Source organism: Pseudomonas sp. GD04091 (assembly GCF_029836165.1).
Taxonomy (GTDB): domain Bacteria; phylum Pseudomonadota; class Gammaproteobacteria; order Pseudomonadales; family Pseudomonadaceae; genus Aquipseudomonas.
In genome coordinates, this window is record NZ_JAOEBG010000003.1 from 57,250 (window position 1) to 83,136 (window position 25,887).

General features: G+C 66.0%; 19 protein-coding genes, 2 tRNA genes and 1 pseudogene. 12 read left to right on the plus strand and 10 right to left on the minus strand.

Translation table 11 applies throughout. The features are described 5' to 3' along the window. Positions 1-7 precede the first annotated feature (7 nt). The 3 genes from sugE to rdgC form a co-directional block, all read right to left on the minus strand. On the minus strand, positions 8-325 hold the full coding sequence (sugE, locus tag N7422_RS05215; protein ID WP_203647663.1) for a quaternary ammonium compound efflux SMR transporter SugE: 318 nt from the start codon (positions 323-325) through the stop codon (positions 8-10). Between the two features lie 161 nt (positions 326-486). Further along, a complete protein-coding gene (locus N7422_RS05220; protein ID WP_279805761.1) occupies positions 487-1,449 on the minus strand; it encodes a bile acid:sodium symporter family protein in 963 nt (320 codons plus the stop codon). 160 nt (positions 1,450-1,609) lie between these two features. Continuing rightward, positions 1,610-2,530: a recombination-associated protein RdgC gene (gene rdgC / locus N7422_RS05225; RefSeq protein WP_279805505.1), complete on the minus strand. Its 921-nt coding sequence runs from the start codon at positions 2,528-2,530 to the stop codon at positions 1,610-1,612. Between the two features lie 205 nt (positions 2,531-2,735). Between rdgC and N7422_RS05230 the strand changes: the two genes are divergently transcribed. The 3 genes from N7422_RS05230 to N7422_RS05240 all read left to right on the plus strand — a co-directional run bounded on the left by N7422_RS05230 (position 2,736) and on the right by N7422_RS05240 (position 4,766). Next, positions 2,736-2,811 (plus strand) — tRNA-Val (locus N7422_RS05230). 13 nt (positions 2,812-2,824) lie between these two features. Continuing rightward, positions 2,825-2,901: transfer RNA gene (locus N7422_RS05235), tRNA-Asp, on the plus strand. Between the two features lie 158 nt (positions 2,902-3,059). Beyond that, positions 3,060-4,766: a molecular chaperone HscC gene (locus N7422_RS05240; RefSeq protein ID WP_279805506.1), complete on the plus strand. Its 1,707-nt coding sequence runs from the start codon at positions 3,060-3,062 to the stop codon at positions 4,764-4,766. Here the strand turns inward: N7422_RS05240 and N7422_RS05245 are convergent. The 4 genes from N7422_RS05245 to N7422_RS05260 form a co-directional block, all read right to left on the minus strand. Further along, complete coding sequence (locus tag N7422_RS05245; RefSeq protein ID WP_279805507.1) at positions 4,760-7,402, minus strand: molecular chaperone DnaJ; 2,643 nt, start codon at positions 7,400-7,402, stop codon at positions 4,760-4,762. The two genes, N7422_RS05240 and N7422_RS05245, sit on opposite strands and share 7 nt — an antisense overlap. Continuing rightward, positions 7,399-8,091, minus strand: coding sequence for a DUF1266 domain-containing protein (locus tag N7422_RS05250; protein WP_279805508.1), 693 nt, complete (start codon positions 8,089-8,091; stop codon positions 7,399-7,401). The genes N7422_RS05245 and N7422_RS05250 overlap by 4 nt, the downstream gene beginning before the upstream one ends. Positions 8,092-8,702: 611 nt before the next feature. Continuing rightward, a complete protein-coding gene (map, locus tag N7422_RS05255; RefSeq protein ID WP_279805509.1) occupies positions 8,703-9,482 on the minus strand; it encodes a type I methionyl aminopeptidase in 780 nt (259 codons plus the stop codon). After that, a complete protein-coding gene (locus N7422_RS05260) occupies positions 9,479-9,682 on the minus strand; it encodes a ParD-like family protein (protein ID WP_011532704.1) in 204 nt (67 codons plus the stop codon). Before N7422_RS05260 ends, map begins: the two co-directional genes overlap by 4 nt. 303 nt (positions 9,683-9,985) lie before the next feature. On the opposite strand from N7422_RS05260, the gene N7422_RS05265 reads away from it, so the two are divergent. From N7422_RS05265 to N7422_RS05300, 8 genes are all read left to right on the plus strand, one after another. Then, positions 9,986-13,927: a bifunctional nitrate reductase/sulfite reductase flavoprotein subunit alpha gene (locus tag N7422_RS05265; RefSeq protein WP_279805510.1), complete on the plus strand. Its 3,942-nt coding sequence runs from the start codon at positions 9,986-9,988 to the stop codon at positions 13,925-13,927. A gap of 317 nt (positions 13,928-14,244) precedes the next feature. After that, positions 14,245-16,797, plus strand: coding sequence for a nitrite reductase large subunit NirB (gene nirB, locus N7422_RS05270; protein ID WP_279805511.1), 2,553 nt, complete (start codon positions 14,245-14,247; stop codon positions 16,795-16,797). After that, on the plus strand, positions 16,797-17,162 hold the full coding sequence (gene nirD, locus N7422_RS05275) for a nitrite reductase small subunit NirD (protein ID WP_279805512.1): 366 nt from the start codon (positions 16,797-16,799) through the stop codon (positions 17,160-17,162). The genes nirB and nirD overlap by 1 nt, the downstream gene beginning before the upstream one ends. Before the next feature lie 46 nt (positions 17,163-17,208). After that, on the plus strand, positions 17,209-18,141 hold the full coding sequence (gene pcaQ / locus N7422_RS05280) for a pca operon transcription factor PcaQ (RefSeq protein WP_279805513.1): 933 nt from the start codon (positions 17,209-17,211) through the stop codon (positions 18,139-18,141). A gap of 194 nt (positions 18,142-18,335) precedes the next feature. After that, entirely contained in the window at positions 18,336-19,055 is a 720-nt protein-coding gene (locus N7422_RS05285; RefSeq protein WP_279805514.1) for an FKBP-type peptidyl-prolyl cis-trans isomerase, read from the plus strand. Positions 19,056-19,337: 282 nt separating this feature from the next. Further along, a complete protein-coding gene (locus tag N7422_RS05290) occupies positions 19,338-19,778 on the plus strand; it encodes a YkvA family protein (RefSeq protein ID WP_279805515.1) in 441 nt (146 codons plus the stop codon). Between the two features lie 101 nt (positions 19,779-19,879). Further along, positions 19,880-20,224 (plus strand): helix-turn-helix transcriptional regulator, encoded by a 345-nt coding sequence (locus N7422_RS05295; protein WP_279805516.1) that lies wholly within the window; start codon positions 19,880-19,882, stop codon positions 20,222-20,224. After that, the gene (locus tag N7422_RS05300) at positions 20,221-20,589 is read left to right on the plus strand and encodes a hypothetical protein (RefSeq protein ID WP_279805517.1); all 369 of its coding nucleotides are present in this window, start codon (positions 20,221-20,223) and stop codon (positions 20,587-20,589) included. Before N7422_RS05295 ends, N7422_RS05300 begins: the two co-directional genes overlap by 4 nt. A gap of 71 nt (positions 20,590-20,660) precedes the next feature. On the opposite strand, the pseudogene N7422_RS05305 reads toward N7422_RS05300, so the two are convergent. Together N7422_RS05305 and N7422_RS05310 are read right to left on the minus strand one after the other, a co-directional pair. Next, positions 20,661-21,839, minus strand: a pseudogene (locus N7422_RS05305) (EAL domain-containing protein); the annotation flags it as partial. A gap of 108 nt (positions 21,840-21,947) precedes the next feature. Further along, the gene (locus tag N7422_RS05310; RefSeq protein ID WP_279805518.1) at positions 21,948-24,029 is read right to left on the minus strand and encodes a carboxy terminal-processing peptidase; all 2,082 of its coding nucleotides are present in this window, start codon (positions 24,027-24,029) and stop codon (positions 21,948-21,950) included. Between the two features lie 141 nt (positions 24,030-24,170). Between N7422_RS05310 and N7422_RS05315 the strand changes: the two genes are divergently transcribed. Then, positions 24,171-25,133: an NAD(P)H-quinone oxidoreductase gene (locus N7422_RS05315; RefSeq protein ID WP_279805519.1), complete on the plus strand. Its 963-nt coding sequence runs from the start codon at positions 24,171-24,173 to the stop codon at positions 25,131-25,133. A gap of 93 nt (positions 25,134-25,226) precedes the next feature. On the opposite strand, the gene N7422_RS05320 is transcribed toward N7422_RS05315, so the two are convergent. Further along, the gene (locus N7422_RS05320) at positions 25,227-25,880 is read right to left on the minus strand and encodes an HAD-IB family hydrolase (protein WP_279805520.1); all 654 of its coding nucleotides are present in this window, start codon (positions 25,878-25,880) and stop codon (positions 25,227-25,229) included. Positions 25,881-25,887: the final 7 nt, after the last annotated feature.

The window sequence follows — 25,887 nt, forward strand, 5'->3', positions numbered from 1 at the left end:
GGGAAGGTCAGCTGGCGCTGACCTTCAGGCCGACCAGGCCGGTGATGATCAGGGCGACGCTGGCCAGGCGGATCAGCGCCATGGATTCACCGAACAGGATGATCCCGGCGATCACCGTGCCGACAGCGCCGACGCCGGTCCAGATGGCATAGGCGGTGCCCAGCGGCAATTCCTTCATGGCCAGGCCGAGCAGGCCAAGGCTGATGACCATCGCGCCGACGGTGAGGATCGTCGGCATGGGGCGGGTGAAGCCGTCGGTGTACTTGAGGCCGACAGCCCAGCCGACTTCGAACAGGCCGGCGAACAGCAGGATGATCCAGGACATGGTGAGTCTCCATCGTTATCAATGATGGGGCCGTCCCCTGATTGGTCACGCGGTGCGTCGTGAGGCCGTCCTCACAGTGCGCACTATATTGCACATTTGTTGGGGGAGAGGCAAGCCTGGAGGATGGATGGCTGCGCTGCCGGCCTCTTCACGGGCCCGTATCAATGCCTGACCGGTACCGCAGCCTGATCCGCGTCCGAGGCTTCCATCCGCCGGAACCAGGTCGACAGCAAGGCCCCGGAGATGTTGTGCCACACGCTGAACAACGCGCTGGGCACCGCCGCCAATGGCGAGAAATGCGCCGCCGCCAGCGCCGCGCCCAACCCGGAGTTCTGCATGCCCACCTCCAGCGCCAGCGACTTGCGCTGGGCCAGCGGCAACTTGCACAGCTTGCCGGTCAGGTAGCCGAGCAGGAAGCCGAAGCTGTTGTGCAGCACCACCACCGCCATGATCAGCAGCCCCGACTCGGCGATCTTCGCCTGGCTGGCCGCCACCACCGCGCAGACGATCATCACGATGCTCACCACCGACACCAGCGGCAGTACCTGTACCGCCAGCTGCACGCGGGCGCCGAGCAGGCGCTGGGCCAGCACGCCGAGCACGATGGGCAGCATGACCAACTGCAGGATCGACCAGAACATGTCCATGAACGAAACCGGCAACCAGGCCGAGGCCAGGAACCAGATCAGCGCCGGGGTGAGCAACGGCGCCAGCAAGGTGGTGACCGCGGCGATGGCCACCGCCAGCGCCAGGTCGCCCTTGGACAGCCAGACCATCACGTTGGAGGCCGTGCCGCTCGGGCAGCAGCCAACCAGGATCACACCCACGGCAATCTCGGGCGGCAGCTGGAACACCTGGCACAGCAGCCAGGCCACGCCCGGCATGATCACGAAGTGCGCCACCACACCCAGCGCCACGCGCCAGGGCTGGCGGGCGAGGGCGGCGAAGTCGTCGAGTTTGAGCGTCAGGCCCATGCCGAACATCACCAGGCCCAGCAGCGGCACGATGGCGACCTTGAGGGCGACGAACCATTGCGGCATGAGGAAGGCCAGCACGGCGAACAGCAGTACCCAGAGGGCGAAGGTGTTGCCGACGAAGCGGCTGAGGGCGGCGAGGGCGCGCATGGGCAGGTCCTTGTTCTTGTAGATTTGTTTTTTCACTGGCCTCTTCGCGGGCAAGCCCGCTCCCACAGGGGCAATGCGATCCCGGTGGGAGCGGGCTTGCCCGCGAAGAGGCCAGTGCCGACCCATCAATGACGAAGTCGGCACCGGCAGGTCATGCGACTCAGACTCCCTGAGGAATCTCCTCGCCACCCAGCGCCTCGAACAGCGCCGGCAGGAACTCGGTGAAGGTCATCATCATCAGCGTGAAGCTGGCGTCGAACTGCTGCTGGGCCTCGTCGCCGCCATCCTGCTCGGCCTGTTCCTGCAGCAGTTCCTCGAACTTCAGGCGCTTGATCACGGTCTTGTCGTCCAGCACGAACGACAGCTTGTCCTGCCAGGCCAGGGCCAGCTGGGTGACCACCTTGCCGGTGCTCAGGTGCAGCTGGATTTCCTCGCCGGTCAGATCCTGGCGCTTGCAGCGCACGATGCCGCCGTCTTCGCCGGTGTCGCGCAGTTCGCATTCGTCCAGTACATAGAAGCCTTCGGCGGCCTGTTGCGACTTGACCCAGTCGGTCATGGTCGCCACCGGGGCGATCTTCACGGTGACCGGGCGCACCGGCAGCGAGCCCATGACTTCACGCAGGGTCGACAGCAGGTCCTCGGCACGCTTGGCGCTGGCCGAGTTGACCAGGATCAGGCCCAGGCGCGGGGCGATGGCGGCGAAGATCATCGAGCGGCGGATGAAGGCGCGCGGCAGGAAGGCCTGGATGATCTCGTCCTTTATCTGGTCGCGTTCCTTCTTGTAGACCTTGCGCATCTGCTCGGTCTCGATTTCCTCGACCTTTTCTTTGACCGCGTCGTTGACCACGCTGCTGGGCAGGATGCGTTCTTCCTTGCGTGCGGCGATCAGCAGGAAGTCACCGCTGACATGCACCAGGGGGGCGTCGGCGCCTTTGCCGAACGGGGCGACGAAACCATAGGTGGTCAGTTCCTGGCTGGCGCAGGGGCGGGCCGGCTTGCTGGCCAGGGCGGCTTCCAGTGCTTCAGGCTCGAACGGGACATCCTGGGTCAGGCGATAGGTCAGCAGGTTCTTGAACCACATGAGGGGGAATCTCTCCTTAATGCATAAGGCGGGCATTATTCTCCGAGCGGTGCTTCCAGGCCAACCCTGTCAGAGGGCCAGTAGCGCCTTATGGAAGGAAAGAGCGAGCGGTTGCTAGGTCTTTGAAAGATCAGAAAAAAAATTTGAAAAAAGTGCTTGCCAGGGTGGAACGTCCTCCGTAGAATGCGCGCCACACCGAGACGAAGGGTGATTAGCTCAGCCGGGAGAGCATCTGCCTTACAAGCAGAGGGTCGGCGGTTCGATCCCGTCATCACCCACCACTCGATGTATAGCGCGGCGGTAGTTCAGTCGGTTAGAATACCGGCCTGTCACGCCGGGGGTCGCGGGTTCGAGTCCCGTCCGCCGCGCCATATTCCAGCTTCCAGGGCCCACTGAACACCCGGAAGCCACAAACAAAGCGACCTTATGGTCGCTTTTTTTGTTTCTGGCATTGCGCCAGAATGCCCCTGTCCGCCGCACGTGGCCAGCAGGCCCCGCGCCGGTTCTTATCGCAAGCACGAGACCGACCATGCAGGATGCCAGCCTCTCTCCTTCTCCGATATACACCGCCCCGCTGCTGGGCATCGACCTTGGCACCACCAACAGCCTCATCGCTGTCTGGCAGGTAGGCGAAGCGCGGCTGATCGCCAACGCCATGGGCGAGGTGCTGACGCCTTCGGTGGTCAGCGTCGACGAGGATGGCAGCATCCTCGTCGGCCAGGCGGCCCGGGCACGGTTGACCACCCACCCGCAACGGACCGCGGCGGCGTTCAAGCGCTTCATGGGCAGCGACAAACGCTTCGAACTGGGTGAGCATCGCTTCACACCGGAAGAGTTGTCGGCGCTGGTGCTCGGCTCGCTCAAGCAGGACGCCGAAGCCTACCTGGGTTGTCCGGTCAGCGAGGCGGTGATCTCGGTGCCCGCCTATTTCAGCGACGAGCAGCGCAAACGCACGGTATTCGCCGCCGAACTGGCGGGGCTGAAGGTGCAGCGGCTGATCAACGAGCCGACCGCCGCCGCCATGGCCTACGGCCTGCATGAACAGAAGTTCGAGCGCACCCTGGTGTTCGACCTGGGCGGCGGCACGTTCGACGTCACCGTGCTGGAGTACGCCCTGCCATTGATCGAGGTGCATGCCTCCACGGGCGACAACTACCTGGGTGGCGCGGACTTCACCGAGGCATTGCTGCAAGCCTGCCTGCGCGACTGGGGCCTCAAGGCCGAGGATTTGCAGCCGCAGGCCCTGGCCAGCCTTCACGATGCCATCGAAGAGCTCAAGCGCACGGTGGGCGAGGGCGCTCGCACGCTGAGCTGGAGCAATGACGGCCAGCCCCGGGAATGGTTGCTGGACGAGCAGAAGCTGCAGTCGATCTGGGCACCGTTGCTGGCACGGGTGCGCACACCGATCGAGCAGGCCCTGCGCGATGCGCGGTTGAGCCCACGTGAGCTGGACAGCCTGGTGCTGGTCGGTGGCGCCACGCGCATGCCCCAGGTCCAGCAACTGGTGGCCAAGCTGTTCGGGCGCCTGCCGTACCGTCACCTCGACCCGGACACCATCGTCGCCCTCGGCGCCGCCAGCCAGGCCGCCTGCAAGGCGCGCGACGCGGCGATCGACGAACTGATCCTCACCGACGTCTGCCCCTATACCCTGGGCGTGGCGTCCTCCCGTGGCGAAGAGGTCAGCGGTGCCTTCTCACCGATCATCGAGCGCAACACGGTGATCCCTACCTCCAAAGTGCAGCGCTTCTACAGCAGCCACCCCGAACAGAAATGCGTGCGCATCGCCGTGTACCAGGGCGAGCGGCCCTGGGTGCGCGACAACATCCTGGTGGACAGCTTCGAGATTCCACTTCAGCAGACAGGCGAGATCCAGTCGCTGGACGTGCGCTTCAGCTACGACATCAACGGCCTGCTGGAAGTGGACGTGACCTTCCTCGAGAGCGGGCAGAAGCACAGCCACAGCATCGACCGCAGCCCGACGGGGCTGGATGCCGAGGCGCGCCAGGCCAGCCAGGAGCGCCTGGCGCGGTTGAAGATCCATCCGCGCGACACCTTGCCCAATCGCACGCTGCTGGCCCGCCTGGAGCGGGCCTGGATGCAGAGCTTGGGCGATGAGCGCGAGCTGATCGGCAGTTGGCTGGACGCCTTCAACGCGGTCCTGGCCGGGCAGCAGGCCAGCGAGATCAGTCGCCAGCGCCAGGCGCTGAGCCAGGCGCTGGACGACCTGCGCTACTGACCGTTGAGCCGCCGCAAGGTGGCCTGCAGACCGCCTTCCAGCGGTTCGGCCTTGCCCGGAGCGGGGCCATAGCGGTTCGGCAGCTTGTCCCCGGGCAGGCCCAGCAGGATCAGGGGCATCACCGGCAGCACGCGGCTGATCACCAGGACCAGCAGCAGTGCCGGCACGCCATGGCCCAGGTCACGCAGACGGCGCAGGAAACCACTGATCGACAGCACGCCCATCACTGCCATCAACGCCGGGACCTTGAGCACCAGGCTGCCGCACAAGGCGATGGCCAGCAGGTGCAGGGCGAAGCCGGTGCGGTTCAGGCGACTGTTGAGCCGCCAGAATGCCCACATCGGTGCGGGTTTCTCCTTGAGGTCGTTGCGCAGCATGCGCTCGGTCCACGACAGCACCGCCATGATCGCGCAGCGCAGGCCTGGGTCCTGCTGCGGATCGTCCTTGATTTTCTGCAGCGCACGCAGCGTGCGGGTCTTGGGCGGCGTGCAGGCGTTGAGCAGGCTGTCCAGGGCATCGATCACGTCATTGAACGGGCGACTGTCGATGCCCTGGGCGCGGACCGCATCGGCCGGTGGGTGCCCGACCTTGCCCGCCACCAGCCCCCGCCGCAGCGGCTCGAACCACGCGCCGTGCATGTCCAGCGCCTCCAGGCGATTGCGCAGGCGCGTGCGTTGTTCGTCGTTCAGCGAGCGATCGTGATACAGCACGGCGCAGAACAGCAGGTAGCCCAGTGGATAGTCGCTGAGCAGGCTGCCATCGTCGTTGTCCAGGCAGGCCACCAGCTGCGCGGCGTCGGGCAGGCGAGCGCTGTTGACGGCTTGCTGCAGGGTCAGCAGGCGCCCTGATACCAGCGCCTGCAGCGGGTCGCGGGTATCCAGGCCGCCGAGCAGCCCGCCGTTGCCGTCGGGCGAGGCCTGGGTCTGCAACAGCAGCGCATGCAGTTTGGCGAACGGGTGTTCGGGCGGGTAGTGCAATTGCCCGGGCAATGCCGGGTCGATCAACGCCAACCAGCGCGAGGGCTGATCGACCAGGGCGAGCATGAACAGTTGCTGGCGATGCCAGGTCCACAGCGCGTCGCCCTGCGGCATCGGCGGTAGCAGGATCTCGTCCTCGGCCAGCCTGTCCTGCAGGTGCAGGGCGAACGGCACGGTGAACAGGCGGCGCATGTCGAACTGGCAGTTGAGTTCGTGCAGGGCCTGGGCCGAATAGACGCGCATGCGCCGCAGCCATTCACGGCAGACCGGACGGATGTCGTCTTCGTTCAGCGCTTCGGGCAGCATCGCGGCGGGATCATCGCTGGCGCAGAACTGCGCCAGTGCCTGGGCGACGGGAGCCTGTTCGAGCCACTGCAACTGCTGTGCGGCCTGGCGCTGGAAGCCTTCGAGGATCAGGGCGTCGAGCGCATCCTCGCCGGGCTGTCGGGCGAGGATCAGGCGTAGCAGCCCGGCCTCGCCGCGCTGCAGGGCCCAGGCTTGCCAATACAGGTGGTGCAGGTCGCGGTCCTGCTGATCTTGCAGCAGCCAGGCGAGCAACGGCAGTTCATCGTCACCGTCCAGGCGCCAGTCGACGAAGGTGCCGGCGATACCCTCCAGCTCCAGGCGCGCCGCTTCCGACCAGCGAGCCAGTGTCTGTGGCGTTTGCCCCGGGCTGCCCCAGGCCTGGGCGGGATCAGCCAGGTCGGCAGGCCAGGAGGACGGCGCGTGCAGGCGGTCGAACGCCTGGATCAGCAGGGGCAGACGCTGGGCCTGGTGACGGGCGCAGAGGTCGATCAGCCAGCGCTCGGCCAACGGGTGCTGGTGTTCGCGATACAGCCGCAGCCAGCAGTCCAGGGCTTGTTGCTCGGCGCCCAGGGCGTCGGCCTGGCACGCCAGCAGGTAGAGCGTGTCGGCGTCGTCGGGCGCCTGTCGCTGACGCGCCTGGAGCTGGGCGTGGAAGGTCTGGCTGGGGATGCCGGCCTGGCTGAACTGCACCAGCAGGCGCTGCATCAGCGCCTCGTCGTCCGGGATGGCCAGGCAGGTGTGCACGCTGGCGAACTGCTCGTACTCGAACAGCGGACGTTGCTGGTAGCAGTACTCGAGGCTGCGCCAGTACCACAGGCTTTCCATCTGCGCGGTGGCGGGCCAGTCGCGCATCAGGGCGGTGTCGAATGGGTCGGGTTCTTCCAGGCGCCGCAGGAAGGCTTCCACCTCATGGGCGTTCTCCAGGCGCAGCAGTTGCTCGGCCCAACCCAGGCGCCTGGCCAGCAAGCCGGCGCAGTGATGAGACAGCGGCCCGCAGTCGCGCAGGGTGTGCAGCAGTTGCCAGCCCAGGTCGTCGAGATCATCCAGCGGCAGCTCGTCCAGCTCGTCGATGTAGCGCTGCCAGGCCTGCGGGTCGAAGCGCAGCGCGGGGTCCTCGAGCAGGGCATGGAAGCTTTTCAGGGCCGGGTGCGGGGTGTCGTCGGCGGCGGACGGTTCGGCCTGCACCGCGTCCTCGCGGGCCAGGCGCAGGGCTTCTTCATAGGCCGCGCGCAGCGCCTGGAAACCTTCCGGGTCGTTTTCCGGGTGGTGCGCCGGCAACTGGCCGCGGTAGGCCAGGCGGATGGCGTCGAGGTCCTGGGTTGGCTCGATCCCCAGACGAATCCAGCAACTCATGACCAGCAATCCTCTTCCAGCGTGGTGGGGCGTTGTGGCTCGGGCAGGGGCATGTCCCAGGACAACCCGGCGAGCAGGTCGTGGGCGCCCAGGCGCAGGTTGAGCACGATGCAGCGGTTCCAGTGCTCGCTGCCCTGGCGTTCGAGGTTGGCGGCGAGGGCTTCGTCGCTGCTGTCGCTGGCGTTCCACAGGGCCTTGCCGAACAGGTAGCCGGCCAGGTAGCTGTCCCAGCGGTTGTAGTAGTGGCGCGCGCGCAGGGCCAGGCGGTAGTGCAGGTAGAGGCTTTCGTCGCGCTCGACCAGGCCCTTCTTGACCCCGGCGCGCAGCAGGAAGCCCATGCGACCCAGGTCCCAGGCCCGGGTTCCGCCCGGGCCGCAGTCGGCGAAGGTGCGGGCGGCGAACTCGTGGCGGACGCGTTCGCGCGCGGGCAGGGTGTCGAGCAGGGCCTGCCACTGGCTGGGCAGGCAGCGCTGGTACTGCCAGTAGGCTTCGCTCATTTCCGTGGCGTGACCGTTGTCGGCCATGTGGAGCATGTCCAGCAACTGGGTGCGGGTGCTGATGCCCCACCAGCGTTCCAGGTCGGTCTGGTCTTCGCCCTCGAAGTAGTCGGCGGCGGTGTAGCTGGCGCCGTTCAACGCGGCCATGGGGGCGGAGAGGGCATGCAGCCAGTTTTGTGCGGGTTCGTCCATGAAGTGTCCTGAGGGCCGGGGCTTGCGCGAATTGTATAGCAACGGGGCGGGTGGCTTTGACGTTGTATGTGCATTCAACTGCGTTGTCGACGCAACTTTACCTGCCGCGCTTCGGCATGCGGGCTGGCGCTGGTGGCGACGCTGTGACCTCAGGGCCGCATTCGCGGGTAAACCCGCTCCCACAGGGTTATGCATATCTTTCACTCCCCGCCCTCCTGTGGGGGGATTTACCCGAGAAAAGGCCAGCTAAACAACTAACTTCAAACTTCCGCTCTTGCTCTTGCTTCTAAGCGCGCGATCGTCCAGGCACCACAAATTGCGACTTCAGTAGGCCGAGCGCAGGACTTGCGAAGGGAGGTGACGGGCATGGATGCCCGTCAAGCGCTGCGGCCCAGGATGGGCCGTTCAGCGCGGCCCTCCCGGGAGCAAGGCCGGAGCGAGGGAACCCCGGAGCGTAGCGCAGGGGCCGGATGAATGGAGCGGGCGGTTTTGCCTACTTTTTCCAAGAAAAAAGTAGGTCGCCGTAAAGGCGAAAAGGTGACTGTGCGTCGCCATCGCCAATGAATGCGTATACAACTATCAAAACCAACACTCATGAAGCCCAAGCCCAGCTACAAACCAGCCCGCTCTTCTTCTCGCAACGTCAGCACTTCATAACCGTCCTCGGTCACCGCCACCGTATGCTCCCACTGCGCCGACAACGCGTGATCACGGGTGATCACCGTCCAGCCATCACGCAGGCTGCGTGTCCCCCGTCCTCCCTGATTGATCATCGGCTCGATGGTGAACACCATTCCTGGCTGCAGTTTCATGCCCATGCCCCGCTGCCCGTAGTGCAGGATTTCCGGCGCCTCGTGCATCTGCATGCCGATGCCATGCCCGCAGTACTCACGCACCACGCTGTAGCCGGCGGCCTCGGCATGGCGCTGGATGGCATGGCCGATATCGCCGAGGGTGGCTCCGGGATGGACCTGTTCGATGCCCTTCCACAAGGCGGCATAGGTGGTATCGACCAGTCGCCGGGCGTCATCGCTGATCTGCCCGAGGCAGTACATCTTCGACGAGTCGGCGATGTAGCCACCCTGTTCCAGGGTGATGTCGACGTTGACGATCGAGCCCTCGCGCAGCACCTCATCGACCTTGGGCATGCCGTGGCAGACCACATGGTCCACCGAGGTGTTGAGCGCATAGGGAAAACCATACTGCCCCTTGCTCGCCGGCCGGGCCTTGAGGGTATCGACGATGAACGCCTCGGCACGGTCGTTGATCTGCATGGTCGTCACCCCGGGGCGGATGAAGCCATCGAGCTCGGCGAACACCCGCGCCAGCAATTGGCCGGCGCGGCGCATCAGTTCCAGTTGCGCGGCGTCCTTGAGAATGACCTTGCTCATTGCAGCAACTCCTTGAGGTTGGCCTGTTCCTGGCGCAGCAACTGACGCAGCAGGTCCTGGTAGGTGGCTTGCGGGTGCAACTCGGCGAGCATGCCGAGGCGGATCCAGTGTTCGGCCTGGGCGTTGATCGAGCGCGACAGCGCGGCGCTGGCCACGCGCAGGTCTTCGTGGAGGTCGTCGGAGATCTTGACGATGCCCATGGGGAATTCATCCATATATGAAACGTATGCGAATCATATGTTCTTGCGCTGTGAAGTGCCACCGGTTGGTGCGTTGTTCCCTGTCTCGGTGCAGGGTTCATCGCGCGGCACGAGCGCACCCCACGGAATAGGGGCGCGAGCTTGTCCGCGATGAGGTGGCCCGGGATTTGCTGGTCCCGATCCATCCAGGTCATCAACGTCGATGGCCATCCCCATCACGACGAAGGCGCCGTGTTGTCCCGCTTGCCGCTTGCAGGCCGGGGCAGCCGGCGCCTTCGTCGTTCCAGCAACAGGAGTGAGCCGATGAGCAGCAGCGAGGTGCGCAGTGTCTGCCCGTATTGTGGGGTCGGGTGCGGCATCGTCATGAGCGTGAGCGACGGCAAGGTGGTCAAGGTCAGCGGCGACAAGCAGCACCCGAGCAATTTCGGGCGTCTGTGCACCAAGGGCCAGACCGCCCACCTGCCGCTGGCCAGCGGCCGCATGGTCCAGGCCTTCGTGCGCCGCCAGCGCCGCCAGGAGCCGGTGCGCGCCAGCCTGGACGCGGCCATCGCCGAGACGGCCGGGCGCCTGCGCGCGATCATCGACAGCCATGGCGCCGATGCCGTGGCGCTGTACGTGTCCGGGCAGATGTCGCTGGAGGCCCAGTACCTGGCCAACAAGCTGGCCAAGGGCTTCATTCGCACACGCCATGTCGAGTCCAACTCGCGTTTGTGCATGGCCAGCGCCAGCAGTGGCTACAAGCAGTCGCTGGGCGCCGATGGGCCGCCGGGCAGCTACCAGGATTTCGAGCGGGCCGAGGTGTTCCTGGTGATCGGCGCGAACATGGCCGACTGCCACCCGATCCTGTTCCTGCGCCTGCTCGACCGGCTCAAGGCCGGGGCGAAACTGATCGTCGTCGACCCTCGGCGCAGCGCCACCGCCGACAAGGCCGACCTGTTCCTGCAGTTGCACCCGGGCACCGACCTGGCGCTGCTCAACGGCTTGCTCCACCTGCTGCACGCCGACGGCCAGACCGATGCCGACTTCATCGCCCGTCACACCGAGGGGTGGGAGGCGCTGCCGGCCTTTCTCGAGGACTACACCCCCGAACGGGTCGCGGCCATCACCGGCCTGGCCGAGGCCGACATCCGCGAGGCAGCGCGCCTGATCGGCAGCGCCGGCGAGTGGATGAGCTGCTGGACCATGGGCCTGAACCAGAGCATCCATGGCACCTGGCACAGCAACGCCCTGTGCAACCTGCACCTGGCCACCGGCGCCATCTGCCGCCCCGGCAGCGGGCCGTTCTCGCTGACCGGCCAGCCCAACGCCATGGGCGGGCGCGAGATGGGCTACATGGGCCCAGGCCTGCCGGGGCAGCGATCGGCCCTGGTGGACGCCGACCGCGCCTTCGTCGAACAGCAGTGGCAGCTGCCGCCGGGCACCCTGCGCAGCGATGGCGGCGAGGGCACCGTGGCGTTGTTCGAGCAGCTGAAAAACGGCGAGGTGAAGGCCTGCTGGATCATCTGCAGCAACCCGGTGGCCAGTGTCGCCAACCGTCAGCAGGTGATCGACGGGCTACGCCAGGCGCAACTGGTGATCAGCCAGGATGCCTTCCTGGACAGCGAAACCAACCGCTACGCCGACATTCTCCTGCCTGCGGCGCTGTGGGCCGAAGGCGAGGGGGTGATGATCAACAGCGAGCGCAACCTCACCCTGATGCCACGGGCGGTCGAGCCGCCTGGCGAGAGCCAGGAAGACTGGCGCATCATCGCCCGCATCGCGTGCGCCATGGGTTATGCCGAGGCCTTCGACTATCCCGACGCCGAGGCCGTGTTCGACGAGATCCGGCGCTTTCACAACCCGGCCACCGGCTATGACCTGCGAGGCATCGGCTATGCCGATCTGCGCCAGGGCCCACGGCAATGGCCGTGCGCGCCCGGGCGCGAAGATGACCGCAGCCCGCTGCGCTATATCGATGCCGGCGAGCCGTCGACACCGGTCTTCCCCACCACCAGCGGCAAGGCCCGCTTCCTTGCCCGGCCCTGGCTGCCGCCGGCCGAACTGCCCGACGAGGCGTTCCCGTTCGTCCTCAACACCGGGCGTGTGCAGCATCAGTGGCACACCCTGACCAAAACCGGCAAGGTGGCCAGCCTGAACAAGCTCGAGCCCGGTCCCTTCGTCGAGATCAACCCGGCCGATGCCCGGCGCCTGGGCATTCACGACCAGGACCAGGTGGCCATCCGCTCGCGCCGGGGCCAGGCGGTGCTGCCCGCGCGGCTCAGTGATCGGGTGCTGCCAGGCGGCTGCTTCGCGCCGTTTCACTGGAACGACCTGTACGGCGAGCAACTGGCGATCAACGCCGTGACCTGCGACGCGGTCGACCCGACCTCGCTGCAGCCCGCCTTCAAACACTGCGCCGTGGCCCTCGAACGGGTCGCCGGCGCACGTATCGACGCCCTCGAACTGCACCATGGCGCAGCGCAGGAGCCAGCCGCCACGCTGTCCCGCCTGCTTGGCCTGGATTCCCGGCCGACGCCGGTGCTGACCGAGCAGGAGCGCCACTACCTGCAGGGCTATCTGCTCGGCCTTGGCCAGGCGCGGGTCGACGGGGTGCCGAGCCTGCCGCCTGGCGCGCCGCTGGCACCGGAGCGGCGCCTGTTCGTCGACGGCCTGCTGGCCGGCTTGTATGCCCGGCCGACCGCCGAAACGCTTGCCCAGGTGCCGCGCCACCGTGTGCTGTGGGCCTCGCAGACTGGCAATGGCGAGGCCCTGGCCGAGCGGTGCGCGCAGCGCCTGCGCGAGGCTGGGCTGGCGGTCGAGCTCAGCTGCATGGCGGCGGTGAGCCCGGCTCAGCTGCAGGGCGCCGCCAGCGTGCTGCTGATCGCCAGCACCTTCGGCGACGGCGATGCCCCGGACTGTGGCGCGGCGTTCTGGCAGGCCCTGCAGGGTGAGGCGGGTGATGTCGCGTGGCCGTACGCGGTGCTGGCCCTGGGCGACTCCAGCTATGACCAGTTCTGCGGCTTCGGTCGCAAGCTCGATCAGCGCCTGGCGCAATTGGGCGCGCGACGGTTGCTGGAGCGGATCGACTGCGAGCCGGACTTCGACGCGGCGTTCGTCGCCTGGATGGATGCCTTGCTGGTGGCGCTGGGCGGCACCGCGCCTGCTTCACCCGTCACGAGCCATCGACCCTGGCCGGCGCGACTTGTGGAAAACCGTCTGCTCAACGGTCACGGTTCGACGAAGGAAACCCGTCAGCTGGTGTTCGACCTCAAAGGCAGTGGCCTGGACTATCAGCCCGGCGATGCGCTGCGGGTGTGGCCGCGCAATTGCCCGGCGCTGGTAGAGGAACTGCTGGCGCTGATGCAGCTGGATGGCCAGGCCGTGGTCGACCTCGAAGGGCATGCGCCAATGCCGTTGTCCCATGCACTGGAGCGGCATCTGGAGATCGCACGGATCTCCCCGCAACAGCTCGAAGCGTTCAGCCAGCAGGCGGGTGCCTTGCGTGAACTGCTGCTGCCCGCGCGCAAGGCCGAGCTCAAGGCCTGGTCTTGGGGGCGGCAGCTGGCCGACGTGCTGCGCGAGTTTCCCCAGCAGTTGCCGCTGGCCCGCTGGCTGGCGCTGCTCAAGCCGTTGCAGCCGCGTCTGTATTCGATCAGCTCCAGCCCCAAGGTGCATCCCGATCAGGTGCACCTCACTGTTTCCACGGTGCGCTACGGCGAGCGCAAGGGCGTCTGCTCGAGTTTCCTCGCCGACCGCGCGGATACCCTGGAGGTGATGATAGTCCCACAGCCCTCGAAGCACTTTCGCCTGCCGGAGGATGACCAGGTGCCGATCGTCATGATCGGCCCCGGCACCGGTATCGCCCCGTTCCGGGCCTTCCTCGAAGAGCGCGAGCAGCGCGGGGCCGGTGGGCGCAACTGGCTGTTCTTCGGCGAGCAGCATGCGGCCTGCGACTTCTATTACCGCGAGCAGCTGCTGGCCTGGGAGGCCGACGGGCATCTGCGCCTGAGCACCGCGTTTTCCCGCGACCAGGCCGAGAAGGTCTACGTGCAGCAACGCATGCTGGAGCAGGGCGCCGAACTGTGGCGCTGGCTGGAGGCGGGGGCGTATGTCTATGTCTGCGGCGACGCCCAGCGCATGGCCAGGGACGTGGAGGCGGCGCTGCGCCGGCTGGTGGCCGAGCACGGTGGCATGAGTGATGAGGCGGCGGGGGCCTATGTCGAGGCGCTGGGCCGGGACAAACGCTATCGGCGCGATGTGTACTGAATGCCCTGGTTTGGTGAGAGGCGCACCTAGGTTGTGCGTTCCTGGTAGAAGGTTGTTTCGCCTGTGCCGGCCTCTTCGCGGGCAAGCCCGCTCCCGTGGCATCTGCCAGGCCTGTGGGAGCGGGCTTGCCCGCGAAGAGCTCCGCACAGGCAGGACTGCATGGCGCTTTTGGCACGCTCCCTGCTTCGATACCAGCACAACAGCCCCACCGATCAACGGCGATCGATCAGGGGCCTCACCCCGATGAGTACAGGCAAAGGCGCCTGGAGCACATGCTCCAGGCGCCTTTTTTCGTTTTCCGTGAGCGAGGATCGGCTATGCAGGCAACAGCGAACGAGACACAACGCGCGCGACTGGTCATCGTCGGCAATGGCATGGTCGGCCACCACTGCGTCGAGCAACTGATCGAACGGGGCGCCCTGGCGCGCTTCGAGCTGCATGTGTTCGGCGAGGAGCGCCAGCGCGCCTATGACCGGGTTCACCTGTCGGAGTATTTCACCGGCAGTTGCGCCGAGACCTTGGCCCTGTGCGAGCCCGACTACTACGACCGGCACGGCGTGCACCTGCACTTGGGCGAGGCGGTGCTGCAGATCGACCGCGAGCGCCGCGAGGTGGTCACCGCCGAGGGCCGCTACGGCTACGACCAGTTGATCCTGGCCACCGGCTCCTACCCGTTCGTGCCGGCCATCGAGGGTTCCGCTGGCAGCGCGCGCTTGGTGTATCGCACCCTCGACGACCTCGACGCAATTCGCGCCGCCGCCAGCGCCGCCCGTCGTGGCGTGGTGGTGGGCGGCGGCCTGCTGGGGCTGGAAGCGGCCAACGCGCTCAAGTCCCTGGGCCTGGAGGCCCATGTGGTGGAGTTCGCGCCCCGGCTGATGCCGGTGCAACTGGACGGCGAGGGCGGCGCGGCGCTCAAGGCGCAGATCGAGGCGCTGGGCGTGGGGGTGCACCTGTCCCGCGCCACCCAGTCGATCAGCCAAGGCGAACGGTATCGCTACCGCATGAACTTCGACGGTGGCGAGCATCTGGAGACCGATCTGATCGTGTTTTCCGCCGGTATCCGGCCCCAGGATGCCTTGGGTCGCGCCTGCGACCTGGAGATCGCCGTCCGTGGTGGCGTGCTGATCGATGGCCACTGCACGACCAGCGACCCGCGGATCTTCGCCATCGGCGAGTGCGCCTCGTGGAACGGCAGCGTGTTCGGCCTGGTCGCGCCGGGCTATGCCATGGCACGAAACCTGGCGGCGCGGTTGATGGGTGAGTCCACGGGCGAGTTCGCGGGCGCGGACATGTCGACCAAACTCAAGCTGCTGGGTGTGGATGTCGGCTCCATCGGCGATGCCCATGGCGTCACCCCAGGCGCGCGCAGCTACCGCTTCATCGACGAGGCCAACGCCGCCTACCGCCGGCTGGTGGTGGATGCCAGCGGCAAGCGGGTGCTCGGTGCCGTGCTGGTGGGCGACAACAGCTACTACGACACCCTGCTGCAGTACGCGCAGAACGGTATCAAGCTGCCGGCCGACCCCGCCGCGCTGATCCTGCCGCAAGGCGCGGGCGTGCCGGCCCTGGGGGCTGATGCATTGCCCGCCGGCGCGACCCTCTGCTCGTGCCACAACGTCAGCAAGGGCGCGGTATGCGCGGCCATCGACAGCGGTTGTGGCGACCTGGCGGCGGTGAAGGCCTGCACCAAGGCCGCCAGCGGCTGTGGCGGCTGCGCGGCGCTGCTCAAGCAGGTCGTCGAGCACGAACTCGGCGCCCGTGGCGTGACCGTCGACAAGAGCCTGTGCGAACACTTCGCCTACACCCGCCAGGAGCTGTACGCGCTGGTGCGGGTCGAAGGCATCCGCACCTTCGGCGAACTGCTCGAGCGCCATGGCCAGGGCCATGTCGGCTGCGACATCTGCAAGCCGACGGTGGGCTCGATCCTCGCCTCCTGCTGGAACCAGCCGATCATGGACCCGGCCCTGGTGCCGCTGCAGGACACCAACGACACCTTCATGGCCAACATGCAGAAGAACGGCACCTATTCGGTGGTGCCACGCATCCCCGGAGGCGAGATCACGCCGGACAAGCTGATCGTGATCGGCCAGGTGGCGAAGAAGTACGACCTGTATACCAAGATCACCGGCGGCCAGCGCATCGACCTGTTCGGTGCCCAACTGCACGAGCTGCCGCTGATCTGGGGCGAGCTGATCGAGGCGGGCTTCGAGACCGGGCATGCCTACGGCAAGTCGACACGCACGGTGAAATCCTGCGTGGGCAGCACCTGGTGCCGCTACGGCGTGCAGGACAGCGTGGCCATGGCCCTGCGCCTGGAGGAGCGCTACAAGGGACTGCGCGCGCCGCACAAGCTCAAGTTCGCGGTGTCCGGTTGCACCCGCGAATGCGCCGAGGCACAGAGCAAGGACATCGGCGTGATCGCCACCGACAAGGGCTGGAACCTGTACGTGTGCGGCAATGGCGGCATGCGCCCGCGCCACGCCGAGCTGTTCGCCACCGACCTGGATGACCAGACCCTGGTGCGGCTGATCGATCGGGTGCTGATGTTCTACATCCGCACCGCCGACAAGCTGCAGCGCACCTCGGTGTGGCGCGAAGGCCTGGAGGGTGGGCTGGACTACCTCAAGCAGGTGATCCTCGATGACAGCCTCGGGCTGGCCAGCGAACTGGAAGCGCAGATGCAGCATGTGGTGGAGCGTTATGAATGCGAATGGGCCAACGCCCTGAAGGACCCGGAAAAGCTCAAGCGCTTCCGCACGTTCGTCAACGATCAGCGCGGCGACCCGGACGTGCACTTCGTCCGCGAGCGCGGCCAGCGTCGCCCGGCCGCGCCGCTGCAACTGATCCCCACTCACGAGGAGGTGGTGTAATGAACCTGTCCAACCCAGCGGTAACGAGTGAACCCACCTGGCGGGCGGTGTGCCAGGCCTGTGACCTGGTCGCCGACTCCGGCGTGGTGGTGTGGCACGACGGTGAGCAGGTGGCGCTGTTCTACCTGCCGGGTCAGGGCCGGCAGGTGTATGCCGTCGGCAACCGTGATCCGCGTTCCGGCGCCAACATCATCGGCCGAGGGCTGGTGGGCGATGTGCAGGGCGCGCTGGTGGTGGCGGCGCCGCTGTACAAGCAGCATTTCTGCCTGCACAGCGGCGTCTGCCTGGAGGATCCGTCACAGCACCTGCGGGTGTGGCCGGTGCGCCTGACGGATGGCGCGGTTCAACTGGCGGCCAGCCAATAGAGGCCTGCCTGTTGCAGCCTGGGTTCGCCCGGATACACTGCCGGGCATGAACCTCGATACCCGCATCAAGTTCCGCCACCTGTTGTGCTTCCTGGAGATTGCCCGGCAGGGCAGCCTGGCCAGGGCCGCCGACGTGCTCGCGATCAGCCAGCCGGCGATCTCCAAGACGCTCAAGGAATTGGAGGACCTGCTGGAAGCCCGCTTGTTCGAGCGCAGCCATCAGGGCGTCGCCCTGACGCCGGCCGGCACCCGCTTCATGCGTTATGCAGGGCCCAGCGTGCAGGCCCTGCGCGATGGCGTCGGTAGCGTCCGCGGCGAAGCCCGGGCGCCCTCGCAGGTGCGTATCGGCGTGCTGTCGACGGTCGAAGGGCTGCTGATGCCTGAAGCGCTGTGCCGTCTGCACCAGCGGCACGAGGCGCTGGTGATCAGCGTGGTGACCGGCGTCAGTGCGCAATTGCTCGGGCAGCTGCACCTGGGCGAGCTGGAACTGGTGGTCGGGCGCATGACCGACAGCCCGCAGATCCAGGGCCTGTCGTTCGAACATCTGTACAGCGAGTCGATGACCCTGGTGGTGCGCCCCGGGCACCCGCTGCTGGCGCGCCGGCCGGTCGAACATGGCCAGGTCGGCGACTACCCGCTGGTACTGCCGCCACTGGGAACGACCATTCGCAAGCATGCCGACAGCCTGTTCGTACAATGCGCGATCCCGCTGCCGACGCAGCGGCTGGAGACGTTGTCGCTGGCCTTGAGCCGACGTTACGTGCTCGGTGGCGACGCGGTATGGGTGGCGCCGCGTGACGCAGTGTTGATCGACCTGCAGCGCGCAGAGTTGGCCGAACTCGACCTGGGTGTGCGCGAGCCAGGTGGTTCGGTGGGCATCTGCCGCAACGCGGCGTTGGCGCAGAGCCTGCCGGCGCAGTGGTTGTGCGAGGTGCTGCGGGAAGTGGCGCAGGCCTATCGGCTGGGCGAGTATCCTTGAGCTGGCGGCGCGTACGGCTCGCAAGCAACCGACAATACTGGCCAATGGCTGCGAGCCCGGGCATGAACATCCTTTCACCCAGGAACTTCCGGCGCGCGACCCGCTCTTATGCCGGTAGCCATTGGTAACGACCGCCTGCTAAGCTCGCGGCTTTACCCTGATTTGCCCTCATGGCGCATGAACAAGGAACTAGCATGAAACAACATCGTTTGGCGGCTGCGGTTGCCCTGGTTGGCCTGGTCCTCGCAGGTTGCGACGCCCAGACCAGCAGCGTCGAGCTGAAAACGCCAGCACAGAAAGCCTCCTACGGTATCGGCCTGAACATGGGCAAGAGCCTGGCCCAGGAAGGCATGGACGACCTCGACTCGAAAGCGGTCGCCCAGGGCATCGAGGACGCTGTCGGCAAGAAAGAGCAGCGCATCAAGGACGAAGAGCTGGTCGAAGCCTTCACCGCCCTGCAGAAGCGTGCCGAAGAGCGCCTGGCCAAGGCCAGTGAAGAGGCTGCCTCTGCTGGCAAGAAGTTCCTCGAGGAGAACGGCAAGAAACCTGGCGTGATCACCACCGCCTCCGGCCTGCAGTACGAAGTGGTGAAGAAGGCCGACGGCCCGCAACCCAAACCGACCGATGTGGTGACCGTTCACTACGAAGGCAAGCTGACCGACGGCAAGGTCTTCGACAGCTCCGTCGAGCGCGGCAGCCCGATCGACCTGCCAGTGAGCGGCGTGATCCCAGGTTGGGTCGAAGGCCTGCAGCTGATGCACGTCGGCGAGAAGTACAAGCTGTACATCCCAGCTGAACTTGCCTACGGCGCCCAGAGCCCGAGCCCGCTGATCCCGGCCAATTCGGTGCTGGTGTTCGACCTGGAACTGCTGGGCATCAAGGACCCGGCCAAGGCTGACGCACCGGCGAACTGACGCCAGGCTCCCGCCAGCGACGCCCCGTTTCGACGGGGCGTTGTCGTTTCTGGGGATTGCTTGACGCGAACTGCCAACCTCATTCACTGTCGCAAGCAATGCCCTGTCGACAATCGACCGGCAGGTGTCGCAAAACGTTTGCGCGATTGAAACGGTTGTGTAAAAAACGCCCGATCCGTAGTCCGCCCTTGCCTGACGGGCACCAGACGGTGCCAAGGCGGCCCTGTTCACAAGGTTATCCACAATTATTGTGGATAACCTTCCTGCTCCTCTGGAGGTCTCATGAGCGCACCTTGGAATTTCGCCCGTTTCCTGCCCCTGGCCGAGCGCCTGCTCAGCCGTGGCCGACTGCCGGCACTGCTGTTCGCGGTGGCTCGCAAGGGGCCAAAACTGGGCCAGTTGCGTGAGGACCTGCGCTTGATGCAGGCCCTGTGCCTGGCCTGGTGGCGCGGCGAGTACCGCGCGGTCAGCCCCAAGGCGCTGATCACCATCGTGGCCGGGCTGCTGTATTTCGTCAGCCCCCTGGATGCCATCCCTGACTGGCTGCTGGGCGTGGGCCTGCTCGACGATATCGCGGTTCTAGGCTGGGTGCTCAAGACTGTCGCCGACGAGTTGGCCCGCTTCAAGGCCTGGCGCGCCAGCCAGGCGCCGGAGCGCCTGCGGGTGGTCGAGCGCTTGCCTGACAACCCCGAGGCTTTGCGCCTCGAACGCCCCGGCAGCTGATTCACGGTGTACCCGCACAGACCCTCGAGGTTGGTAATATAATTGGCATAAGCGTTATGCCTACGGATTACATGCCGTGATCCAATGTCGAGGGGGTTGCAATGGGTATTCAGGTCATCAGCCGGGACGGTCAGCCCGAGTACGCAGTCGTGCCCTGGGAGCAGTATCAGGCGTTGCTGCTGGCCGCGGGCCAGGCACCCGCCGCTGCACCAGCCGCCACCGCCAATGTCGAAAGCAGTCAAGCGCACGCCAGCCTGTCCTCCCTGGACCAGCTGGCGTCGTTGCGTCAGGCCAAGGGCCTGGCGCCTGAGCAGCTGGCGCGCAGCGTCGGCATCAGCCCGGCCTACCTGGCGATGATCGAGTCGGGCGAGCGCTGTCCGGACGCGGCGATCCTGCGCAGCCTGGCATGGCACCTGGGCGTGGCTGGCTGGAGCGAGCCGTCATGAGCCAGGTCAGGATCAGCCGTCAGCATTGGGAGGGCCTGCTGACCGAGCTCGACCTGGCTCGTCGCCAGCGCCACCTGCTTACCTACCGCGCCTTGCTCGAGCGGCTTCAGCTTCCCAGCCCCGCGATGCAGACCCTGACCGCGGCGCTGGAATACCTGGCGGTGCTCGATGCCCGCGCCGAGCAGCCATTGCGCAGCTCGCTGGTGATCAGCCAGGGCGCCAGCCGTCTGCCGCGGACCGGCTTTTTCGAATGCGTCGAGCGCCTCGGGCGTTTTTCCGGTCCTGTGGACGGTATGGAAGCGGCGTCGTGGCATGCCTCGGAAGTGGTACGGGTCTTCGAGTACCGCTATCCGGAAGAGGCCTGACAGGTCATTTCAGGCCTTGCAGGGACGGCGTCGCGTGTGCGACCACAGCAGGGTGAGGAGATTGGCAGGGTCTTCCATTCGGTGATCAGCCTGAGCACGTCGATGACTCGCCCCAGTCCCTGGTAGCGTCCGCCCTGGGTGATGATGAAGTCTTCATCGATACGCTGATGGGCGCGGCGAGTGAGCAGGCGGCTGACCTGTTGCAGTGACTGGCCGCGCTCGACGGCCAGGAAATCCTGGGTCATCAGGCGACTGATGGGCCCGTGCGCGGGCAGGTCGGTGGTCACTCTATCGGCAAGGTAGTGCCGGCGGACGATACCGCAGGGCTTGTCGTGTTCATCCAGCACGACGAGGGTGTCCAGGGTGGCCTGGCGGCGAAACGCCTCGAGCACTTGCAGGACAGGCATATCGAGGGGCACGCCGGGTTGCTGGAGGAGCAGGGCGCTCAAGTCGTTGCTGGCTTCGCTCAGGGCGAAGGCGGCACCGCTCTCCCGGGGCAGCAGGTCCTGGGGATCACGTGCCGGAAACTCCTGGGGCCGCCCCAGTAGGTAACCCTGCACCAGGTCCACGCCCATGTCGCTCAGCACCGCCAGCTCCTCGGCCAGTTCTATGCCTTCGGCGATCACCTGGGCGCGGGAAGCGCGGGCGATCTGCAGGATCGAGCCGACGAACTCACGCTTGAGCGGGTCCAGGTGGATGCCATCGATGAAGTGCCGATCGATCTTCACATAGTCCGGGCGCAGCTCCGACCATAGCCGCAGGCTCGAATAGCCCGCCCCGAGGTCGTCCAGGGCGATGGAAAAGCCCATGTCACGGTAGTGGTGCAGGGCGTTGGACAACAGCTGAAAATCATCGGTGGGCGTCTGCTCGGTCAGTTCGATGACCACGCGCTCGGGCGGCAGGCCGAGCTGTTCGAGCATCTTCAGCGTGCGCCCGGAAGGGTAGTCGGGTTCGAGCAGGGATTCGGGCGAGACGTTGAGAAACAGCTTGCCGTCGAGCTGCTGCTCGTCGAAGCGTCGGCAGGCGGTTTCCCGGCAGAGCGCTTCCAGCTCGCTGAGACGACCAGCCTGACGGGCGCTGGCGAACAGGTTCAAGGGCGCATGCAACGGGCTGTTGGAAGGGCCGCGGCTCAAGGCTTCATAGCCGAGAATGCGCCGTTTGGAGAGGCAGACGATGGGTTGGAACAGGCTGTGGACGCTGCGTTGAGCCAGGATGGCGCTCAAGGCGCTGAGCTGTTCGGTGACGGTCATGGACTGCTTCCTGAATGAAAAAGGGCCGGACACTGGCATGTCCGACCCTTCCATTTCACGACAGTCCGGTGACTGTTTGATGACGGCTCATATTATTCTGCCATTACCTCAGTGCTTGGCCACCGACGTGCTCAGGCTCAGGTAGTCGAGCAGGATGCGACCGGTCTCGGACAGGTAGGCGTCGTCCTCCGGCTTGGTGTCGTCCGGCTCGGCGGGGAGCGCGTCCTCGTCTTCCTTCTTCAGCTCCTTGAGCGGTTCTTCGCCCTTGGCCTTGCGGCGAATGTTCTCCAGGGCCAGCTGCTTGCCTTCGATCTGGTCGTGGCGGGCGCGGCGTTCCTGCTCGTTGAGGCTGACGGTCTTCTCGTTCATCAGCTTCTGGGTCAGCGCCAGGCGATCGCGGATGTAGACGAACTCGGCGTCCTTGTCGCTACGCGATTCGTGCTGCGCCTTGAGCTGGGAGAGGAACGGCTTGAACGGATCGACCGCCGGCTTGACCACCGGGCGGATGGTGTCCCAGGGCATGGCCTCGGGCAGGGCGCTTTCGCCGATCTCCTTGGTGTCGATGATCGACGGATAGGCGATATCCGGCAGCACACCCTGATGCTGGGTGCTCTGCCCGGAAACCCGGTAGAACTTGGCCAGGGTGAGCTTGAGTTCGCCGTGGTTGAGCGGCTGGATGGTCTGCACGGTGCCCTTGCCGAAGGTCTGGCCACCGATGATCAGCGCACGGTGATAGTCCTGCATGGCGCCGGCGAAGATTTCCGAAGCCGAGGCGGACAGGCGGTTGACCAGCAAGGCCAGAGGGCCTTTGTAGAAGGCGCCCGGGTTCTCGTCCTCGAGCACGTCGACGCGGCCGTCGCTGTTGCGCACCAGCACGGTCGGGCCTTTCTCGATGAACAGGCTGGTCAGCTCGGTGGCTTCCTGCAGCGAGCCGCCACCGTTGTTGCGCAGGTCGATGACCACGCCGTCGACTTTGTCTTTCTGCAGCTCGGTGAGCAGCTTCTTCACGTCGCGGGTGGTGCTCTTGTAGTCCGGATCGCCGGCGCGGTAGGCCTTGAAGTCCAGGTAGAACGCCGGGATCTCGATGATGCCCAGCTTGTAGTCACGCCCGTCCTGCTTGAGCTTGAGCACCGACTTCTTCGCCGCCTGCTCTTCGAGCTTCACGGCTTCGCGGGTGATCGAGACGATCTTGCTGGTCTGGTCGTTCGGCGCGTTGCTCGCCGGGATGACCTCCAGGCGCACCACCGAGCCTTTCGGGCCGCGGATCAGCTTGACCACTTCGTCCAGGCGCCAGCCGACCACGTCGACCATCTCCTTGTTGCCCTGGGCGACGCCGATGATCTTGTCGGCCGGCGCCACCTGCTTGGTCTTGGCGGCCGGGCCGGCCGGCACCAGGCGGACGATCTTGACCTGGTCGTTGTCGCTCTGCAGCACCGCGCCGATGCCTTCGAGCGACAGGCTCATGTTGATGTCGAAGTTCTCGGCGTTGTCCGGCGACAGGTAGTTGGTGTGCGGGTCGTAGGACTGAGCGAAGGTGTTGATGTAGGCCTGGAAGATATCCTCGGCGCGGGTCTGGTCCAGACGCGCCAGCTGGTTCTTGTAGCGCTTGACCAGGGTTTCCTGGATCTGCTTGAGGTCCTTGCCGGCGATCTTCTGGCGCAGCACCTCGTCTTTCACGCGTTTGCGCCACAGCTCGTCCAGCTCGGCCTGGTTCTTCATCCAGGGCGCGTCCTTGCGGTCGACCAGCAGGTCTTCCTTGACGGTGAAGTCGATCTTGTCGACGCCTTTGTTCAGCTCGCCGAGGGCGTAGTCCAGGCGCTGCTTCACGCGGTCCAGGTAGCGCTTGTAGATGGTGAAGCCGGGGTCGAGGTTGCCGCTCTTGAGGAAGTCGTCGAACTGCGTCTTCCATTTGTCGAATTCAGCGATGTCGGCGGCGGTGAAGTAGCTGCGCGACGGGTCGAGCAGCTTGATGTAGCTGTCGTAGATGATGACCGAACGGGCGTCGTCCAGCGGCGGCTTGCTGTAGTGGTGACGCTTGAGCAGCTCGACGATGTTGAGGCTGGCGACCACCTCGTCGCGGTCCGGCTGCAGGCTGTCCCACTTGTTCGCGGCGGCCGCATTGCCACCGAGCGTGAGGCTGCCCAGGCCGATCATCAGGGCGAGGGCGGTGCTGGGGAGGAAATGCTTCATGCTGATTCGACGTGGGGGCAATTGATCACGCATAGTAGGCCGTCTTATCCGTTCGCCGGTTCCATGGAGCCGGACGCATACTGCAAAAAGCCTGGGAAAGCTCGCCCAGGCTCGGTCATATGATTCAACTATGGAGGCACTGTGAAGGCATTGCAAGGCGTTGACGGACATGTGGCCTGGGTCGAGGCCGAGCGCCCGGCCTGTGATGCGGGGCAAGTGCGCATTCGCGTGGCCGCCGCCGGGCTGAACCGGGCCGACCTGTTGCAGATGAAGGGTCTGTACCCGCCACCGCCTGGCGCCAGTCCCTACATGGGCCTGGAATGCGCCGGGGTAATCGAGGAAGTCGGCGCCGGTGCCGACTGGCGCGTGGGCGACCGCGTGTGCGCGCTGTTGGCCAGCGGCGCGATGGCCGAGGAAGCGGTGGTCGATGCCCGCCATGTGCTGCCGGTGCCCGAGGGCCTGAGCCTGCACGAGGCGGCGGCATTGCCTGAAGTCTATGCCACGGCCTGGTTGAACATCTTCCAGCTGGGCGGCCTGAAGGCCGGCGAGAAAGTGCTGGTGCACGCCGGCGCCAGTGGCGTGGGTTCGGCGGCCATCCAGCTGTGCAAGGCCTTCGGCAGCCCGGTGTCGGTCAGCGTTGGCTCCGCCGAGCGCCTGGCCTACTGCCAGGGCCTGGGCGCGGCAGGCGGCGTGGTGCGCAACGCCAACCTCGATGAGCTGGAGCAACTGGGGCCGTTCGATGTGATCCTCGACCCGGTGGGCGCCAGCTACGGGCAACTGAACCTCAAGCTGCTGGCCCGCGACGGGCGCTGGGTGATCATCGGCCTGATGGGCGGGCGCAAGGTCGAGCTCGACCTGGCGCTGGTGCTGGGCAAGCGCCTGCAGATCACCGGGTCGACCTTGCGCAATCGCGATGACGGGTTCAAGGCCGAGTTGTTGCGCGAGCTGCAGCAACAGGTCTGGCCGTTGTTCAGCGAGGGGCGGTTGTCGCCGCAGTTGGTCGATACCTATCCGATCGAGTTCGCCCAGGCGGCCTATGCCGAGCTGGAGAGCAACCAGGTGTCGGGCAAGCTGGTGATGATCATCGACCCGAGCCTGGCTTGATAACGCATCGCCGGGCAAACCCGCTCCCACGTTGTGCCCACTTGATCGGGGGCAGTTCATGGCGTGGCAGCGGGCTTGCCCGGTGATTGGCCTTCAACTCCAGCTCAGGATCGGCCAGCCATTGGTCTGGGCATGCTCGCGCAGCACCGGGTCCGGGTTCACCACATGCGGGTGATCCACCTTCAGCAACAACGGCAAGTCGTTGCGCGAATCGGAATAGAAACTCGCCCCCTCCAGGTTCTCCTGCTCCTGATCCAGCCACTCCAGCAAACGGGTGATCTTGCCTTCGCGGTAGGTCAGCACGCCGTGGGTCTTGCCGGTGTAGACCCCGTTGACCTCTTCCAGCTCGATGGCCAGGTATTCCTCCACGCCCAGTCGCGCGGCGATCGGTCCCACCAGATGGCTGCCCGAGGCGGAGATGATCAGGATCCGATCCCCGCGCTTGCGGTGCTCGGCGATGCAGTGGCAGGCATCACCGAAGATGATCGGTTCGATCACATCCTCCACCCATGGCTCGACCAGGTGCGCGATTTCTTCCAGGGTGCGCCCGGCAATCGGCTCCAGGCTGAAGGCCATGTACTCCTCCATTCGCAGGTGACCTTTGCCGTAGGCCTCCATCAGTTCATGGTCGCGCCTGAGGTATGCCTTGCCATCGACCCAGCCCAGCCGGGCCATCTGCTCGCCCCACAGCGACGAGCAGTCGCCGTGGATCAGGGTCTCGTCCAGATCGAAAATTGCCAGTGCCATGCGTTGA